Annotated in this window: 10 protein-coding genes; 3 read left to right on the forward strand and 7 right to left on the reverse strand. The window is 40.6% G+C overall.

Annotated features, from left to right (window positions below; all coding sequences use genetic code 11):
• Positions 1-64 precede the first annotated feature (64 nt).
• The 6 genes from BFP97_RS07535 to BFP97_RS07560 form a co-directional block, all read right to left on the reverse strand.
• Positions 65-2464: an ABC transporter permease gene (locus BFP97_RS07535; protein WP_069841831.1), complete on the reverse strand. Its 2400-nt coding sequence runs from the start codon at positions 2462-2464 to the stop codon at positions 65-67.
• A 3-nt stretch (positions 2465-2467) separates the two neighbouring features.
• Positions 2468-4861 carry an ABC transporter permease gene (locus BFP97_RS07540; RefSeq protein ID WP_069841832.1) on the reverse strand — a complete coding sequence of 798 codons (2394 nt, stop codon included), beginning with the start codon at positions 4859-4861 and terminating at the stop codon, positions 2468-2470.
• A 171-nt stretch (positions 4862-5032) separates the two neighbouring features.
• Positions 5033-7387: an ABC transporter permease gene (locus BFP97_RS07545; RefSeq protein ID WP_069841833.1), complete on the reverse strand. Its 2355-nt coding sequence runs from the start codon at positions 7385-7387 to the stop codon at positions 5033-5035.
• Between the two features lie 11 nt (positions 7388-7398).
• Positions 7399-9783: an ABC transporter permease gene (locus BFP97_RS07550; protein WP_069841834.1), complete on the reverse strand. Its 2385-nt coding sequence runs from the start codon at positions 9781-9783 to the stop codon at positions 7399-7401.
• Between the two features lies 1 nt (position 9784).
• Positions 9785-12208, reverse strand: a complete 2424-nt coding sequence (locus BFP97_RS07555; RefSeq protein WP_069841835.1) for an FtsX-like permease family protein — start codon at positions 12206-12208, stop codon at positions 9785-9787.
• A gap of 14 nt (positions 12209-12222) precedes the next feature.
• A complete protein-coding gene (locus BFP97_RS07560) occupies positions 12223-14658 on the reverse strand; it encodes an ABC transporter permease (protein WP_069841836.1) in 2436 nt (811 codons plus the stop codon).
• Between the two features lie 152 nt (positions 14659-14810).
• Here BFP97_RS07560 and BFP97_RS07565 point away from each other — a divergent pair, with 152 nt between their 5' ends.
• The 3 genes from BFP97_RS07565 (at position 14811) to BFP97_RS07575 (ending at position 18865) form a co-directional block, all read left to right on the forward strand.
• Positions 14811-16184, forward strand: coding sequence for a sigma-54-dependent transcriptional regulator (locus BFP97_RS07565; RefSeq protein ID WP_069841837.1), 1374 nt, complete (start codon positions 14811-14813; stop codon positions 16182-16184).
• Positions 16185-16198: 14 nt separating this feature from the next.
• Positions 16199-17551: a sensor histidine kinase gene (locus BFP97_RS07570; protein WP_069841838.1), complete on the forward strand. Its 1353-nt coding sequence runs from the start codon at positions 16199-16201 to the stop codon at positions 17549-17551.
• Between the two features lie 63 nt (positions 17552-17614).
• Entirely contained in the window at positions 17615-18865 is a 1251-nt protein-coding gene (locus BFP97_RS07575; protein ID WP_069841839.1) for a cation:proton antiporter, read from the forward strand.
• A 100-nt stretch (positions 18866-18965) separates the two neighbouring features.
• On the opposite strand, the gene BFP97_RS07580 is transcribed toward BFP97_RS07575, so the two are convergent.
• Positions 18966-19409, reverse strand: a complete 444-nt coding sequence (locus BFP97_RS07580; RefSeq protein WP_069841840.1) for a hypothetical protein — start codon at positions 19407-19409, stop codon at positions 18966-18968.
• Between the last annotated feature and the right edge of the window lie 254 nt (positions 19410-19663).

Consider the following 19663-nt stretch of genomic DNA (forward strand, 5'->3'; position numbering starts at 1 on the left):
TTCTTTTAAGTTTTCAGAATAGTTTGAAACAACCGTTTTCAAAGGATGATATATGGACCCGGCATTATTCATCTCTCAGTGAGTCGACAGGGTTAACATTAGAGGCCCTGAAAGTTTGAATACTTACGAGCACAATTGAGACAATCATCAAGGTGGCAGCAATAGCTGTATAGGTAGCAAAGGAGTACTTAACATGGTATACAAAACTTTCCAACCACCGGTTGATAAGCACATATGATATAGGTAGTCCTAATATCACCCCGATTAAAATTATTCTGAAATAGCCTATCGAGATAAGATGTGCCAAGCTTTTGCCTGTAGCACCCAGAACCTTCCTTAAACTAATCTCCTTCTTTTTAGAGGCTAAGCTCAAATTCAAAATGCCGTACAAGCCTAAAAAACAGATAAGGAGAGAAATTATGGAAGCATATTGTATGGTCTTCGAAAGCTTGATCTCATTTTCATAAATCGTGCTCATAGCATCATCCAAAAAATAGAAATCAAAGGCCTCGTTCTGCTCAATTTCATTCCATACAGACGATAGATAAACGAGCGTTTCGTCAAAATTACCCCTAGATATCTCAACGATGCTAGGTTTTCCTCCTACTAAGCTTTGCGAATCATTTTGTAAGAAAAGTGGTTCTACTGCTTCGTACATAGACCCATAATTGTAATCTTCAACCACTCCTACTATATCATAAACTTGTGGTTCAAAACCAGACCTGCCAGTCATTACTAACTTTTGAGTCAAGGCTTCTGAAGGAGCCCAGCCCAAAGCTTCAATGGCCTTTCTATTAAGAATTAGACAGTGTTCGTCATCACTAGCATTAAAGTTTCTGCCAGATACAAATTGAAGTTCAAGTATATCTGAGTATTGTTCTGAAACCCATACAGCATTGGTTCTTACACCATCACCTGTGCTATTACTCGCTTTAATATTACGCGTCAAAGGACTTCTATATCCTGGTATAGCCGAAAGAGATGCCATACCCTTAACATTGACATTGTTCGCTACTCTCTCTCGAATAAGTATGTTTGATTTAGCCGATATTCTCGGTAAAACGATAATCGGGTCTTCTTTGAAACCTAAGCCATTTGCCTTTACATATGAAAGCTGATCATTAATGATGGCCACTCCAGAGATCACCAACACGGAGATGAAAAACTGAAAACCCAGAAGTACTTTTCTAACCGGGGCTCCTGAAATGCTGAGATGAGATGTCCCCTTTAATAGGGTATTGGTTTTGTACTTTGAAATCACCAGTGCGGGGTATATGCCTGAAGCCACTCCAATCACGAATGGTGTAATCAGCATAACCAACAAAAGTTGGGAATCTTGAAAAACATTGAAGCTCAAATTCAGATCGAAACTTGAATTGATGACTGACATCAATCGCTCAACCGAAACTCCGGCAATCATCATAGACAATAGTGCCAAAACTGTAGCCTCAAACAAGAACTGCAGGATTAACCCTACTCGAGATGCACCTACGACCTTTCTTACGGCAACTTCTTTGATGCGTCTGATCGATCGAGCAACCATCAAATTGATAAAGTTGACTGCAGCTAATATCAAAACGATAAGTCCAAACACGCCAAACACATAGACATACATCATATTACCATTAACCCCAGGCTCATTCATTTTAGGGTTGAAATAGACTTCACCAAGAGGTTGAACCGAATATTGAATGTTATCTCGATTTACCTGATGCTTCTTTCTGATACCTGATAAGGACTCATCAAGGTCAGATTTAGATATTCCGGGTAGTGTTTTGAAATAGGTGTAAACATAGAGATAGCTCCAGCTTCCACGAATTCCGGAATTCCAAAAATTAATGCTAGACTCATCTTGAATTAACATCTCATAAGAAAGATGACTCGGTGCATTTGAGGTTCTGAAAACTCCTGAAACTAAAAGTGACAGGGTCCTTTGAGGGTCTTTGTAAGTCAGCATTTGACCAACTGCTTTATCTGAACTCCCAAAAAACTTTTCAGCCAGCTTATCGGATATAACAGTGGTATTGGGTTGGTTCAATGCCCCTTGGGGGCCCTCCCATTGATGATCAAAGACATTGAAAAATTCGTCATTGGTAAAGTATATCTGATCATTCTCAACGGATACCATTTCATTACCAGACCGAAAAGAGAATTGTGCAGAAGGTGAATAGAACGTAGTGGCGGAAGATACTTTGGCCAAGTCATTCTTTAAGGCTTCGGCCAGCGGCTGATAACTCACGGCATACTCTTCGGTTAGCCCTTCATTATTGGTGAATACCGTATTGACCCTGTAGATAGAGTCCCAATCTGATAAATGCTTATCTACTGACGACTCATTGTCAATGTAAATTGAGATGATCAGAAACAATATCAACCCTGTGGATAATCCCACAAGGTTGATTACAGTATACTCTTTATCCTTCGCTAGCTTCCTAAAAGTCGATTTGAGATAACTTCTGAACATGGCTTATTCGTCTCTTAGTGAAGTAACTGGATTCGCAGTGGCTGCTCTTAAAGACCTATAACCCGTAGTCAATAATGCTAATACCATAGAGGCAACAATGGTAGTAATGAAAATTAGAGGACCTATAGAAATGCTATACTCATACTCTTGTAGCCATGAGGTCATGCCCAAATACCCCAAAGGGGCTGCAATCAAGAAGGCTAGGCCGACAAGCTTCGCAAACTCGCCACTAAAGTTGCCTACCAAACTAGAAACAGTTGCTCCTAAGACCTTTCTGATACCAATCTCCTTTGACTTTTGGTTGGCCATAAAGGCCACTAAACCGTACAAACCGAGGCAACCGATAAAGATTGAGATACCTGCAAAAGTGGTCATTAGTTGAGACATCTTACGCTCGCTTTCATAGTACTGGGCTATAGACACATCTACAAACTCATAGTCGAACTCATATTCCTCATGCATGCCCACCCATATTTCTTCAAGTGCAGCAACAATCTCTTCTGTACGTTCGGCATTGATCTTGAGTCCTATGGTCTGGTTTTGGCCTGCATCTGAAAACATTGCCATTGGCTCGATTGCATTTGACAGCGTAGTGGCATGATAATCTTCTACCACACCCACGATCGGGTACTTATTACCCCAAACATTAACAGTTTCACCAATGGCCTCAAGTGGATCCTTAACGCCTGCCTTTAACAAGAAGGATTGGTTTACCACAAACTGATTTATGGTATCACTCTTAGCCACCCAATCACCAGCCAACATCCTAAGACCATAAGTTTCCCTGTAAGTCTCGTCAACTCTTTTAAACTGAATGTCGATTTCCTGTCTTGTGGTATCGTCTGTATAGTAATAGGCATTTGTTCCCATCACGGAGCCAGAAAAAGGAGGATGTGAGGCTACAGATGCCACTTTAACACCCGGTATATCTGCTATTTGAGACTTCCATAGTTTTTGTTTGTCCAAGTCATTCTCCGCCATTCTAAAGAACATAATGTTCTCCTTTTCATAGCCCATATCCACACTCGTGAAGTAATTCATCTGACGCACAGCTACTATAGTCCCAAAGATCAAAAGCTGGCAAAGGAAAAACTGGAACACCACCAATGCTCTTCTTAAGGTCATGTTACTTCCCTTCTTATCTAAAGCTCCTTTCAAGGCATAGATTGGTTTAGCACCAGATAGGACAAACGCAGGGTAAAGGCCTGCCATGAGAGACACGAGCACTAATACAGCCAGCAGGTACAAGATTAGGGAAGTATCGCTCAGCAGCGAAAAACCTATTTCTAACTCAAAAAACTCATTGATTACTAAAGGAATTAACCTTTCTGTCAATGCAACAGAAACAAGAAGGGATAAAAACGTGATAGCGAATGTCTCTCCTAAGAAGCGAGCCACCAGTTGTTTGCGGCTACTGCCCAAAACCTTACGCATACCTACCTCCTTGGCTCTTTTAACCGCCATTGCCGTAGACATGTTGATGAAGTTAAAGCAAGCCGTGACTATTAAGAATATTCCAATAGCGACATATGTCCAAAGCATTTGCTTTGAAGCACTACGACTAAAGGTTCCGAAACGATCGTCAAAATGATACTCACTAAATGGTGCCAAAAGAAAAGTCCTTTCTTCACGCTCTTCCTTGCTCCAATACTTCTCTACAAAGTCTGGAAACTGGGCATCGACATCTTCGGGATCAGTAGATTCATCTAATTCAACAAAAAGCACATCGTTGCTGCTAATGCTTCCCCAACGCGTGAAACCGCTCTCTGCTCCTTTAGTTTCCATTGACATAAATAAGCCAAAAGGGAAATCAGAATCCTTACGCTGATCTTCCAAAACTGCAGTGATCAATAAGTCCTGCTGCTTATTCAGCCTAATGGTTTTGCCCACAGCAGATTCATCCGGAAAATACTTTTTAGCCAAGGTTTCACTCAAGGCAGCCATATTAGGCTCTTTAAAGGAGTTCTCAACTGCTCCTTCCAGCACCTTCCAGTCAAACATTTCAAAGAAGCTTGGCTGTACGTATACCAATTCGGGAGATTCCTCATAATATTGAATACTACCATCTTGACCTGTGATGGAAATTAAACCGTACATCTCATGAGAAATGAGTGTTGAATTGGTAATACCAACAATGTCTTCAGCCACAGCAGCCCTCATAGGCAGAGGCACTCCGCCACCAGGATATTCATTACCATCGATATAATCAATATGACCGACCCGATAGATACGATCAAGTTTTGAATGATACTGGTTAAAACTCAGCTCTTCCTTTACGATCATAAACATGATCAGACTACAAGTAATACCAAGTGTTAATCCTGAAATATTGATCAAGGTAAAAGCTCTATTTCGAGCGAAATTTCTGAGAAGAATCTTTAAATAGTTCTTAAGCATAGTGTTGTTGTTTTGAATCAGACTTTGGGCCGATATTCGAATTCTATGACAATTAGAATGCCAAATCTATAAATACCTATTTATCAGGTATTTACAAATAAAAAACGATTCCATAAGATACAGAATCGTTTGTTTTTACTACAGTAAAGTGTTTGTTTTTGATACACTCTTTTATTCGTTTCTGAGTACTTGTGCAGGATTGAATTTATTGGCCCTAACCACTTGTAAGGACACTATTACAAGTACCAAAACTGTTGTAAGGCCTATAGCTGAAATGAATTCAAAAGGTCCCGGTTCTATACGATATACAAACTGTTCTAACCAATCAATAATACTATAATAAACGATTGGTGCCGCCATCAGAAACCCGATAAAAATCATTCCTAAATAGCCCTTAGCAAATAAACTAAATACCTGCCTGAAGTTGGCTCCAAGAACTCTTCTCAAGCTAATTTCTTTCACCCGCTGTTCTATAGTAAATGTAGATAAGCCCATGAGCCCCAAGAGTGCGATGAAAATAGCAAGACCAGCGAAAGAAAGAAACAAGCTCCCAAGCCTAGATTCTGTTTTATAATTGCTATCAAATTCTTGGTCTAAGAACTTGTAATCTAATGGTCTACCGGTATTAAAACTACCCCAGAGTTCTTCCATGGTAGTAACTGTCTCTTTGATATTAGTCGGGTTTAATCTGGTAACGAGGAAGCTTGAAACGTCTTTTTGCAATGCCACTCCAGTCGGTCTAATTTCACTCTTCAAAGATTCTCCATGAAAGTCTTGAATTACACCAATCACAGGATATTCATTGCCCCAAGCTTTCACTGTCTTTCCCTCAAAGGAATCCCATCCGAAAGCTTTGTAAGCAGACTCATTAATTAAAAGCCCTTTTGTATCCTGATCTGCAAACCCTCTGCCCTGCACTACTTTCATACCCATTGATTTGATAAAGTCTCGATCGGCATTATAGAAATCAAATACAATGTTAATATCAAGGTCACTTTCTATGCTCTCATTATTCAGAAATACCAGATCTTGGCGATTGATGGTGTTATTAGAAAGAGAAGCTTCTTTTACACCAGAGATTTTCAATACCTCAGCCTTTAAAACTGCTGCATCATCATTGAACTCTCCATGTGTATTAATCTCTAGCAAATGCTCTCTATCATAGCCCAGGTTCTTGTTTTGGATGTAACTGAGCTGATGCTGGATGATGACTGTAGCGATAATCAGCAATTGAGCAATAAAGAATTGGGTCACCATTAAGCCCTTCTTGATCATGCCCTTTGAACTTCTCTGATTATTCAATGCAACCAATGGCTTAGACCTCGAGAGTATAAATGCTGGATAAAGACCGGCAGCAATTCCAATAATCAGGGTAATCCCAAAAGTGATGGCAAAAAACTCAATGGAGAGGTAATCCAAAACGATCTCCTTATCCATAAGGCTATTGAGATATGGCAAGCAACGTTCTGCAATTGCAAATGCTATCAAAGAACTGATAAAAACAAGCACCAATGACTCCAACAAGTAATATCTAGAGACTTGATTGGTTGACGCCCCGACTACTTTTCTCAATCCTACTTCCTTACTTTTCTTAATAGATTGAGCGGTTGATAGGTTTGTGTAGTTAATGATAGCGATCAGCAAGATTAGCACACCAATTGCGGTGAAAAGATAAACATATCGGATATCACTGCTACCAAGAGTAGCACTGTCTAACCCTGACCTTAAGTGCAGATCAGTCAAATTCAACAAATGAAACGGTTTTTCTATGCTACTTAAATTATAGAGCCACTCGAACATAGAGCCTTCTATCACTTTAGCCATTTGACTCCTTGCCAAATCAATGTCATGATCAGGACTCAAGAGCACCCAATTCATAGTTGGATAGTAGCCTCTTTCGGAATCAATCCTTGCGCTTCGCGAATCGAAATATGACTTACCTGAAAACAGAAAGTCAAATTGAATGCTAGAATTTGCCTTTAGGTTTTCAAAAATTCCACTTACGATGTAAGAATTCTTTTCATCAACTCGAATCGTTTGGCCGATGGCATCTTCCACTCGTTCGAAATATTTCAGGGCTGCTTTTTCTGAGACTATTGCCACGTCTGGTCTTTCTAAATCTGGATAGTCGCCCGAAATTAGATTGACATCGAACAGATCGAAAATACCAGGAGTTGTATAGATAGCGCTGTTATCATAAAAAGACTTCTCTCCATTAGAAACAAGAACGCTTCGATTTTGCGTACTCACCACTTCTTCAAACAGCGGTATACTCTCTTTCATTTCCGATGCCAATCTGTAAGGAACACGAGCTCCTTTACTAGCATTCTTACCTACTTCATGCCAGAGTAAAAAAACTGATTCCTTTCGGCTTTGGAATTGGTCGTAACTGAGCTCATCTCGAATAAACAGACTTATCAAGATTACTGTCGTCAAGCCAATGGTAAGTCCGCCTATGTTAAGAAATGAAAAAAGTTTTTCTCTTTTAAGCTTTCGCAGAAAGGTAATCAAGTAGCTCTTGAACATAATCTTAGGGTTTATTCGTTTCTTAATGCATTGATAGGGTTTGCAATCGCAGTGCGATACGACCGAATCGTGACGATGACTAATATTGTGATGATAGCCATAACAGCCACACTAGCGAATGGCAATACTGATAGGTCTATATGATAAGCAAAGTCATTCATCCAACTAGAAACCGCATAGTAACTAATGGGAATGGATATAAATAGGGCGATGATGATGAGAACGACTACCTCCTTACTCAACAATGAGAGTATTTGACTCACAGAAGCCCCTAACACCTTTCTGATACCAATTTCTTTGATCCTCTGATCCAGCTTATAACTGATGAGACCAATTAAACCAAGGGTGGCTACAAATACAGAAAGCCCAGTGAACAATTTGATGATTTGCCCCAGCCTTGCTTCCCTCTTGAACAATTGATCGAACTGTTGATCAAAAAAGTAATAATCAAAAGGTGCATCTGATAGACCTGCATACGTATTACCAATCGATTCGAGCGCATCTTTCGGATTCCCCGAGAAGGCAATATTGATCTGTGAAGCATACACTCTATAAAAGAATACTACAGGACCGATCGCATTACTGAAATTCTGATAATGAAAGTCTTCTACTACCCCAATAACCTCAACCTCACGACCATTAAACCCTGCATCAAACTTTCTTCCCAGCACCTTGCCTCCTAATTTTTGAGCAAAGGACTGATTGATTACAGCAACTGTTCTCTCATCATCGATTTCAGGGTTGAAATTTCTTCCTTCGACTAACTTCATGCCCATCGTGGGTATAAATTGGTCGTCTGTGTATTTATATTGAATTCTTTGATATTCAGCATCCGGAACCAATTCAGACATACCACTCAAGGGGAGCTGATTAATCATACTATAATGACTGAATGAAACAGACTTTACATTGGCTTGTCTTAAGAGTTCCTGCCTAAGTGGTTCTCGGTTCTCATCCTCCTCACCCAATTGACTCTTACTGTTATCTACTACAATGACTCTCTCTTTATCAAAACCCAAATCCTTTTCTAAACTATACTGAAGTTGTTGTTGGGCAAAAAGTGAGAATACTGCCAACGAAAGAGAGATTACAAACTGAAAAACCACCAATCCATTGCGGAAGAGCTTACTCTTTTCACCAACTGAATAACTGCCCTTTAATGCGGTAGAAGCGTTGATCCTAGTCAGGTAAAATGCTGGGTAAACTCCTGCCAATAAACCTGTAACAAGTCCTATAAGTGTAATCAATAACAAAAGCTGAGGATGCTGAAAGGTATTGGCACCGAGCTCCTCTATGCCTACAACCTGAAGCCCTTGTAGCGCTGCTTCCGTCAGGCCAAAACTCACAATAATGGCACATAAAGCTACGAACAGCGATTCTGCAAGAAATCGCTGAATTAATTGCCTCCGATATGATCCTAACACTGTTCTGACGCCAATTTCCTTGGCGCGTTTAGACGCCTGAGCAGTTGCCAAGTTCACATAGTTTATAGCCGCCAAAACAACTACAAAAAGTGCAATCGATATAAAAATGAATAAATACCTTCTACTACCAGATTCAGAAGCTTCAAACTGGATATTCGACTCCAAGTGAACCGCTTTCAGAGGCATAACTAGTAGACCTGGTGTATAATCAGCCTTAAACGCTTCAAATGATCTTTCTTGACCAAAACGCTCATAATCGACCTTCATGAAAAGATCATTTATTCTTTGGTCAAGTGTCGCGGCCTCAGCCTTACTTTCGGTTTTGAAATAGCTGTAACCTGTAGTGAAGGAGTAACTATCCTTGATTCTTTCTTCGAATTCCCGAGGCAAGCGTGCCAGCACTGAAAACTTTAAAGAAGTATTGGTTGGTAAGTCTTCAACTACCCCTGTCACTTCAAATAAATCCTGAGATATCTGTGTGGCAAGTGTTATCTCCTGTCCCATTGGGTTTTGGTTACCAAAGAACTTCGTAGCCATCGATTGGGTAATGATCAGACCGTTTGGAACAGATAATGCATCATCCATATTTCCATAAACCATCTGATGCTCAAAAACCTGAAAGTATTCGTCAGTCGTATAGTAAACCGACTTGTCCACGAAACTCTGATTGTCTGTCAAAGTCAAAGTAGCTGATGGGCTTGGCATCAAGTTCACAATCGCATCTATACCCGGTACGTCCTGCTTAATTTTGTTAAGGTGAGCTATAGATGATAACGCGAAGCTTCTCCCACTCAGCCTATAGATTGACTCATGATTCTTATAGTGTTGATCATAAGTAAATTCCTTCGACACGTATATACCGATGAGCAGCGCTGCAGCAAACCCCATAGCCAAGCCGCTAATATTAATAGCAGCATAGGCCTTATTTCTCTTTAAGTTCCTGAGTATTGATGTGAGGTGGTTCCGAAACATATTACTCGCTTCTAAGTGAATCTACAGGGTTGGAAGTCGCTGCGCTGAATGACTTGATACCTGTTGTAAGCAGTCCTATCAATAGCGTAAACCCTATTGCAATTACAAAGACCCAAATGTTCAGGTCAATGCTATATTCAAAATCTGCCAGCCAGTCATTCATGAAGTAGTAACCCACAGGCGTAGCGATTAAAAAGGCGATAATAATTAGTGCCAATAGCTCTTTAGAAAATAGGTTTAGTATTTGGGGAATTGTTGCGCCTAAAACCTTTCTGATTCCAATTTCCTTCATCTTCTGATTCGCCATAAAAGAGACCAAACCGTAAAGGCCAAGACAACCAATCAAAATGGCTATGCCCGAGAATACTTGAAACAGTGTCAGCATGTTCGCTTCTTCTTCATAATTGGTCATTATTTCATCTGAAAGCACATTGTAGTCGAACAGAATCTCTGGATACTGCGCTGTCCATGCCTTCTCTACAGAGGCCATAAGTTCATTAAACTGAGTGTTCGAGCCTTCGAACCGAACGGCACCCTCATAGAAATAGCCAAAGTACTTGACCATAATCATTGGGTCGATTTTTTCTCTCAGACTTCTGTTATGGAATGCCTCAAACACTCCCACAATCTTCTTGTCTCCGGAAAAACCAGTTTGAATGGTTAAGCCGATCGCATCTTCAGGATTCTCAACTTCCATCAGCTTTAATATCTCTGTGGAAACCAATGCTTCAGTCAGGGTGTCTGTCTTGCTGATGTCCCTTCCTGCCAAGAGTTCAATACCGTATAAATCAATATAGTTTTCGTCTATTACCTTAAACGCGACATCAAAAAGTGCGTCCATTTCAAGAGGAGCATAAGCGAAGTTGGACCCGATATTAGAGTCACTCAATGGGCTTGCAAAAGCATAACTAACCTTCTCTACACCAGAAAATGTCATGAGTTCATTGCGAAGGGTACTGAGTTTATCACTTTCGTTTGTTGGCAACGGAAATGTAATAATAGAAGACTGTCTGAACCCCAGGTCACGCCCTTCGAAGTATTTCATCTGGGAAATCACCACCAAGGTGCAGATCACCAATACCTGAGAGATGAAGAATTGAAAAATCACCAATCCTCTTCTGGTATTAATATTACCTGAAAGTGCCGATTGACCTTTCCCTCTTAATACCGACACTGGTTTTAGCCTTGACAAGATCAATGATGGATATAGCCCTGCGAGAAGTGTCACTCCCAAAATCACAGAGACCACTAAGACTGCCAAAAGTGGATCATTTATTAAACCCAGGGATAACTCATAACCGATCACCTCACTGAGATTTGTCATTACCAATTCAGCGATCCCCATGGACAGTACCATGGATAACAACGTGATCAGGAACGTCTCTCCTAAAAATTGGAACATTAACTGCCCTTTGTGTCCTCCTAAAACCTTTCGAATACCTACCTCCTTAGACCTCTTAATGGCCAAAGCAGTTGAGAGATTAACGAAGTTGATACAAGCGGTCAGTATAAGAAAAAGAGCTATAGCAATCCTAAACGTATTTACCTCTGACGACACGGCCAAATCGCCATATGTGTTGTAGGTCGGATCAAAATGAATATCAGACATTGCCTGCAGACTAAATGAGGTAGCATTCTCCGTCTCTGGAATATACTTTTTGACCATCTCTGGCATCACTTCATTAACCTGCTCAGGTTTTACATTTTCATTAATCAAAAAGTACACCTGGGCATTGGACGATGTCGAAGTCCAGGACTCTGGTTGATAGAAGTCAAAAACCTCATCAATAGCCTCATAGGCTATGATTATCTTAAAAGGTAATGAGGAGTTTTGAGGTGTGTCTTCTACTACGCCACTCACAAAAATTGTGAGTTCACTATTGAGCTGAATCTCCTTGCCCATTACGCGATCATAACCGCCATCGGTAACACCGAATAGTTTTTCAGCTAACCCAGCGGTGATCACAGATGCATTCGGCTTAACAAGCGCTGTTGAAGCGTCTCCAATGATCCATTCATAGTCAAATAGCTCGAAGAACTCCGGATCTGCGAAAGATATTCCATCACGTTGTTCATAGTGGATCCAATCGCCTCCAGCTCCTTCTACGCTCAATTGATTGTCTCCCACATAGAAGGTTCTTACTGGAAGGCCAAGATCTGGGTAATCGGTTTTAAATGCCTTTGCAAAGGGGTCTTGAATACCCGCCTCAAATTCTACTAGATTCGGGTTTTCGACTTTCTTAACAAAGCGATAAAGTCTGTCAATTTTTGAATGGTGCTGATCAAAGCTCTTTTCAAAAACAACGATTTTGAAAAGCACCAATGCTGCACTAATTCCTAGCGCAAGACCAAATACATTAATGATGGTGAAACTCTTATTTCTGATAAGGTTTCTTATGGCGGTTATGAAGTAATTCTTAATCATAAGTTTCTAGTCTATTATTCGTCTCTTAATGAATTGACAGGGTTAGAAGTTGCCGATCTAAATACTCTGAAACCGACTGTGAACGCACCGATAACCAGAGTAGCCAGCACGCCCAGTATAAATACTCCGGCACCAAGCTGAATGTGGTAAACATACCCATCAAGCCATCCATTCATCATCAGATAGGCCAATGGACATGCGAACAAAAATGCTATCCCAATCAATGTCAATATCTCTTTTGAGAATATGCCTAGGATATTATTGATGCTCGCCCCTAATATCTTTCGAACTCCTATTTCCTTTACCTTTTGGTTAGCCATAAAGGACACCAGTCCGTATAGTCCAAGACAACATATGAAAATGGCCATACCTGCCAGAACCTGGAAAAGGCTCGCAATCTTTTCTTCAGTTTCGTACTGCCCTGCAATTCGGTCTTCAATAAAGTTATAAGTGAAGACATCATTCGAGAAGACCTCACTCCATATCGCATCAACTTGATCAACGATGGCTTGATAATTCCCCGTTCCCGTTAGGGATATGCCTCCTTCAAAGTATTGGGAAGGTCCTTTCATCATAAAGACTGGGTCAATATCAGATCGGAATGAACTGTTATGAAAGTCCTTTACTACACCTGCTATATAAAATGATCGGTCATACGTGGTTTTATACCTCTGCCCTATAGCATCCTCTGGGCTTTCAAACCCTAAAGAACTGGCCAGTTTTTCGTTGATTACACTGTGATCTTCGGGAGCATCTTTTCCAAAGAAACTGCCAGCAACCAAGTCCAGGTCAAATAATTCACCATAGTTGTGATCTACATTTTTACGATTGCTTCGAATACCATCATTATCTCCGTCACGCGGATCTTCGATCGTATCAATATTGTTTGTGTTTGATGCTCCAGGTGTCGCAATGAAGAAACTGATGTCATCAACCCCTGCAATTGAGGTGAGTCTTGATTTCAAAATCTCCATATTCTCTTCTGTGCGCTCTGGTACAGGGAAAGTCAAAACACCTTCTGACTTAAAGCCCAATGGTTGATTTCTCATAAAATCCATCTGAAATAAGACAACCAATGTACCGATGATCAATATTTGCGAAATCAAAAACTGAAACACGACTAAGCCTCTTCTAATTGAAAAGCTTTTCCCTCCAGACTTGGCAGTCAAACTACTATTCTTGATAGCATGTACAGGACTGTAGTTAGAAAGAACAACTGACGGATAGAAACCTGAGAGGAATGTCACAACGACTAGAAGTACTACCAAGAAGGCAATGGTAGATGGTTCAGAAAATAGGTTCAAACCAAGACTATAACCCAAAATAGGTTCTAACCTCATCAAAGCGGCCTCGCTGAGCGCAAGGGAAAGCAGGATTGCCATCAAGGTAATGATTGCCACTTCACCTAAGAATTGTGAGACAATTTGGCCCTTACCGCTACCTAATACTTTTCTAATACCAACCTCTTTTGCACGTTTCACCGACTGTGCTGTTGCCAGATTGATGAAATTTATGGCCGCTATGATGATTAAGATTATGCCGATAATACGCATGCTGTCCAAGATGCTTTGATCTACATAGCCCCCTGCTCCCAACTCCGGATCTAAATGAATCTCTTTTAAAGGTTGAAGACCAAAGTATACTCCGGCTTCTTCGGCATCAATACCTATATGCTTTAGGTACTTGGTGGAGGAACTCTTTAACGAGGCCTCCGCCTGTGTTAAATCCTGGTTGACAGGAATCTTAATAAAAGTTCTGGTTGCTCCATTTCTTGTTCCCCATGACGTTAAGCCATTGGAATATGGGTAGATTCTCGCTCCCTCATAGAACATCAGGAAATCAATTCCATAATCTGTATTTTTTGGTGGGTCGGCATAAACAGCAGAGATCAAGAGATCCAACTGATTTTCAAAAACTACTTTTTTCCCGATGATAGATTGGTAATTCGAACCATTCAGCCCAAAAAGCTTTTCAGCACCTTTTACGGAAAGTGCCATGGTATTTGGCTCACCTAGTAAGTCATTAGGGTTACCGGCAATGATTTCAAAGTCAAACATTTCGAAGAAATCAGGCTCGACAAACGCCATGTTATTGTCTTGCTTGATCTTCTTCTGAGCACCTTGTTCGTTTTCGTATTTGTAAACCCCATCCCAGTACCAGTGAATTCTTGATACTGCCCAATCAGGATAATCCATTTTGATGGCCGGCCCTAAGGGGTGCATTACGGAAGCCGTTCTTTGTATGTCACCATCATTCTCCTGAACTAGGTTAATGCGATATACCTGATCCGCATTTTGATGATGGCTTTCAAAGCTATGCTCAAATTGGGTAATCCGATAAATGATAATAGCACCAGAAATACCCAGGACCAACCCTAGAATATTGATCGTTGTGAAAACGCGGTTTCTCGCTAAATTTCGAATGGCTGTTTTGATGTAGTTCTTGAACATGGCTCGTCTCTTTTGATATTCTTTATACTAATCCTGTGCCAAACAAATAAATAACTGAAAAACAGTTACTTACAATAAATCACAGTATCATTCATCAATATATTCGTTTGTTTTCAATACATTTAAGTGTTTGTTTTTGATACAGTTTTAAGATGCCTAAAACGGAAGCCAAAATACTCGTTGTCGATGATGACATAGATATTCTCAACACCGCCAGAATGTACCTGAAGCAGCAATTCACGCTGGTTCAGATTGAGAATGATCCAACAAATATCCCTCTTCATTTTGAAAGAGAATCCTTCGACCTTGTCTTATTAGACATGAATTTCAGGAAGGGTGAAAATGATGGCTCAGACGGACTAAAATGGCTGAACACAATTCTGAATATCGACCCAAATGCCATTGTTATTCTTATCACAGCTTATGGAGAGTTTGATCTGGCGGTAAAGGCCATTAAGGCTGGAGCTACTGATTTCATTACCAAGCCATGGAAAAACGAAAAGCTCTTTGGTACCATCACCTCTGCCCTTCAATTGAGAAAGAGCAAATTGGAAGTCGACAAGCTTAAAAATACGCAAAAGACCATCTCTGGTGATATCGATCAGAAGTATGAGAATTTCCTAGGAGAATGCGAACCGATGCAAAGGGTATTTTCACTGATCGACAAGGTTGGTCCAACCGATGCAAACGTGTTGATTCTGGGTGAAAACGGTACCGGCAAAGAACTAGCTGCCAGAGCATTACATAGACAATCTCTAAGATCCGATAAAGTCTTTATTAGTGTAGATTTGGGCTCTGTCAGTGAGACACTTTTTGAAAGCGAGCTCTTCGGGCATGTCAAAGGTGCTTTTACAGATGCCAAAGAAGATAAGCCTGGGCGATTTGAGCTCGCTTCTGAAGGAACTCTTTTTTTGGACGAAATAGGTAACCTGTCGCTTCCCTTACAGGCAAAACTCCTAACCGTTCTTCAACAAAGAAAGGTCAAGAGAGTAGGTTCTAACAAAGAAATGCCCATTGACATTCGGTTGGTCTGCGCTACCAATATGCCGCTTTACGATATGGTAAAGGAAGGAACCTTCAGGCAAGATTTGCTTTATAGAATTAATACCGTTGAGTTGAGAATGCCATCGCTTGCTGAACGTAAAGATGATATGGAGCTTCTGGTCAGGCATTTTATGGATGTATATGGCAAGAAGTACAAAAAACCCAACATGCGTATTGATACCGCCACACTCAACAAACTTAAGCGTTATAACTGGCCAGGTAATATTCGCGAACTTCAACACGCGATTGAAAGGGCCATTATTCTTGCGGATGGTAATAAATTGACAACCAACGACTTCCTATTACAGACCAGTAGTTCTGGTAAAAGTGAGGACGCAGATACACTCAACTTGAGCGAAATGGAGAAACGCCTGATCCTTAAGGCGCTAGACAAAAATAACGGTAACGTCACTCGAGCGGCCAAAGAGTTAGGGCTCGATCGTCTCGCGCTTTACCGAAGGCTTCAGAAATATGGACTTTAAAGGACAAAAAGCACATGGTATCTAAACGTTTTGCCTTTCTAGTCATACTACGCATTGCATTGCTCATGCTGACTCTAACGGCCTTGGCATTTATTTTTGCGCGAACTGAACTCTTCTTTAACCAGATCATCCTATTGGGAGTGATCATTCTGCAAGTTTCAGAACTGATCCGGTTCATTACCCATACTAATCGGGAATTGGCAAAATTACTGATGGCCATTCGCTACTCAGATTTTTCCATCTCCTTCAAAGGCAACAAAAAGGGAAAGTCTTTCAAAGAACTTCAGGAAGCCTTTGTCGAAATCATCGAGGCTTTTAAAAAGGTAAGCGTAGAGAAAGAGGCACAGTTCAAATTCCTTCAGGTAATTGTCGACAACTTAAAAGTAGGAGTTCTAGCCATCAAGGAGGATTACTCCATAGAACTGATGAACTCAGAGGCTCAAAACTTACTCAAAACGGCTACTCCAAACTACTGGAAACAACTGCAGCAACTCCTACCCCATTTTAGCCAGGAGATAACGGATATGGAGGACGCTGACAAGCGGCTGTTAGAACTTAATATTAAGGGAGAAAAATTACAGGTATCAGCACAAGTAAACCGTTTGAAGATTCTAAACTATCGGTACACGATAGTTACCTTCCAGGATATCAAGTCGGAAATTGAACAAAAGGAAATTGAGGCTTGGCATAAACTGATTCGCATCCTTACCCATGAAATCATGAATTCGGTTACGCCAGTGACATCGCTTACCGAGACCATGCTTATGCTCCTACAAGACGATGGCAGGCCTTTATCGCTGGAAGAATTATCTGAGGAAACCTTGGAGGATCTTCGCTTTTCCATGAAAACAATTCAAAAAAGAAGCGAGGGCTTATTGCACTTTGTTGACGACTATAGACGACTCACACGAATCAAGGCGCTTGAACTAGAAGATGTACAGGTAAAAGGCATGCTGGATGAAATGGCTATGCTATTAAAGGCAGAAGCCGAAAAGGACGGTGTCCGACTTAGTGTAAAGGCACCAGAATACTTATCGATTGCCATGGACAGAAAGCTTATAGAACAGGTCTTGATTAACTTAATCACTAATGCACGTCATGCACTTGAGGGCAAAGCAAATGGAGAAATACGAATAAATGCCTATTCAGATCAGCACCAAAAAATCATAGAAATCAAGGACAACGGTATCGGAATTGATGCTGCAAAAATGGAAGAGATATTTATTCCATTCTACTCCACGAAGCAACAAGGTTCAGGCATTGGATTAAGTTTGTCCAAACAGATTATGAAGAAACACAAGGGAGATCTGAGCGTCAAATCCCAAGTTGGCGATGGAGCCACTTTTTATCTTACCTTCAAATATTAGGTCAGGCTTTTACTTATCACATGGAGTCAATATTTTCGATACTTTAAAATTTCGATTTAAGCAATGGATGTCTTTACCATCATTACGGTTCTCATAGTCTTATCGGCACTGTTCGCCTATATCAATACTCGGTTTCTAAAACTACCCTTCACGATCGGGTTGATGATCATAGCGATCTGTTTTACCCTTGTGATTATAGTGCTTGGCTCATTTGATCATTGGATTCTGGATGAAGCCACCTTGCTCATTGAATCGATAGATTTCAAAACCGTCTTACTAGAAGTAATGCTCAGTTTTCTGCTTTTCGCTGGAGCTCTGCATACGAAACTAGATGAACTGGCGAAACAGAAAGCGCCCATTATGATGTTTGCCACGCTTGGGGTTTTAATTTCCACTTTTATAGTAGCAGGCCTGTTTTATTTCATCGCGCAAGCTATCGGACACGAAATACAGTTTATATACTGTTTATTATTTGGAGCACTGATCTCTCCTACCGACCCTATTGCAGTCTTAGGTATACTGAAAGACGCCAAAGCTCCTAAGAAGCTAGAGATTAAAATTGTTGGCGAATCCCTTTTCAATGATGGAGTGGGTGTGGTCATTTTCTTGGTGATTTTGGCGATTGCAGAAAAAGGTATTGCTTCGGTCGAAGCTGAAGAAGTCGGCTTTCTGTTCTTTGAAGAAGTATTTGGAGGAATTGCCCTAGGTTTCGCCATGGGCTGGGTTGGCTTTCAACTTATGAAGTCAATCGATCATTATGAAACGGAAGTGATGATCACTTTGGCACTCGTAATGGGTATTTATTCTATTGCTCATTACATACACTTTTCCGGCCCGTTAGCAGTAGTTGTTGCAGGTATTTTTATCGGAAACAAGTCTCCTCAAATCGCCTGGTCTCAAACCACGCACACCTATGTCGACAAATTCTGGGAGTTAGTCGATGTGCTATTGAATGCTATTCTCTTTGTGCTTATAGGCTTTGAACTGCTGATCGTAGCAGATGATGGCGAATACGTTTTACTAGGTTTGCTTGCCATACCGGTCACCTTGATTGCACGATATATAGCCCTCGCTGGGCCGATCTTCATATTTAGAAAGAAGTTAGACTTCATTCCTAAGACAGATCTTATAATGACTTGGGGAGGTATTCGAGGCGGAATTAGTATTGCCTTAGCGCTTTCATTACAACCTGAAATGGAGCGAGAGCTATTCCTTACTGTGACCTACATAATCGTTGTATTCTCGATCATTTGCCAGGGTTTGACCATAGGTCCTTTGGTTAGAAAGGTATTGGGAAAACAAACTCATCATTAACCGTTAACCCTGAGAAAGATTTATTGGTTAGTGTCCGCAAGAAAGCAGAATCAAGCTTAACAAGATTCCAAGAGGATATTGAAACGCTTTTTGTTTTGGATTAGAGAGCCTCTACCATCCATTTAAGAGCTATGCCTAACCATACTGCCAATACCCCCAGTCTCGTAAGGATTTTTCGTCTGGAAAATATCCACAAAATGACAAGACCAGCGATATATAATAAGGCAAAGGGGTACTTAGGAATATGGAAAGGAAAGTCTATGAGGTAAATAAGCTGGAAGAATGTGATTACTGTCGCGCATCCCAAAAAGAAGAATTGATGTCCCCTTGTCAACCTCAGGGAGTTCATTGATTCAATGGCCGCAAAAAATGAGAAGAATATCAGGAAGTATATCGCGTAAGCCCTGAGGCCAAAATATGGATCATACTGGATGAGAGAACTCAATGCCAATAAGACTGTGGCGATCTTTGTCGTCTTCTTCTTTGCATTTTTTGACCAAACCAGAGCAAAAATTGCTGCAACGATAGTAATTGCCAGCTCCATATCTATTACAAGTTAACATAAAACCCCGACTTCTAAGATTTAGAAAATCGGGGTCATATACCTGCGCACTGTCATTGATTGCGTCTCAATCACTGAAAATGAGGTATAGTATTTTAGATCATAAAAGCATTTACCAAAGTACCGATCAGCATAACCCAAAAAACCACATTTAAGAGCTTTGCAACCTTCTTCCGTTTGTCCTTGAGTAATACTTCTTGACGTTCCATTATTCTTTTTTGTTATAAAAGGCCCCG

This window comes from Roseivirga sp. 4D4 (genome assembly GCF_001747095.1).
In the GTDB taxonomy this organism is placed as follows: domain Bacteria; phylum Bacteroidota; class Bacteroidia; order Cytophagales; family Cyclobacteriaceae; genus Roseivirga.

Excerpts from the sequence above, each read along its gene's own strand:
- BFP97_RS07535 (WP_069841831.1), bottom strand. The coding sequence starts at position 2,464 with ATGTTCAGAAGTTATCTCAAATCGACTTTTAGGAAGCTAGCGAAGGAT.
- BFP97_RS07550 (WP_069841834.1), bottom strand. The coding sequence starts at position 9,783 with ATGTTTCGGAACCACCTCACATCAATACTCAGGAACTTAAAGAGAAAT.
- BFP97_RS07570 (WP_069841838.1), top strand. The coding sequence starts at position 16,199 with ATGGTATCTAAACGTTTTGCCTTTCTAGTCATACTACGCATTGCATTG.
- BFP97_RS07565 (WP_069841837.1), top strand. The coding sequence starts at position 14,811 with ATGCCTAAAACGGAAGCCAAAATACTCGTTGTCGATGATGACATAGAT.
- BFP97_RS07555 (WP_069841835.1), bottom strand. The coding sequence starts at position 12,208 with ATGATTAAGAATTACTTCATAACCGCCATAAGAAACCTTATCAGAAAT.
- BFP97_RS07540 (WP_069841832.1), bottom strand. The coding sequence starts at position 4,861 with ATGCTTAAGAACTATTTAAAGATTCTTCTCAGAAATTTCGCTCGAAAT.
- BFP97_RS07580 (WP_069841840.1), bottom strand. The coding sequence starts at position 19,409 with ATGGAGCTGGCAATTACTATCGTTGCAGCAATTTTTGCTCTGGTTTGG.
- BFP97_RS07545 (WP_069841833.1), bottom strand. The coding sequence starts at position 7,387 with ATGTTCAAGAGCTACTTGATTACCTTTCTGCGAAAGCTTAAAAGAGAA.
- BFP97_RS07575 (WP_069841839.1), top strand. The coding sequence starts at position 17,615 with ATGGATGTCTTTACCATCATTACGGTTCTCATAGTCTTATCGGCACTG.
- BFP97_RS07560 (WP_069841836.1), bottom strand. The coding sequence starts at position 14,658 with ATGTTCAAGAACTACATCAAAACAGCCATTCGAAATTTAGCGAGAAAC.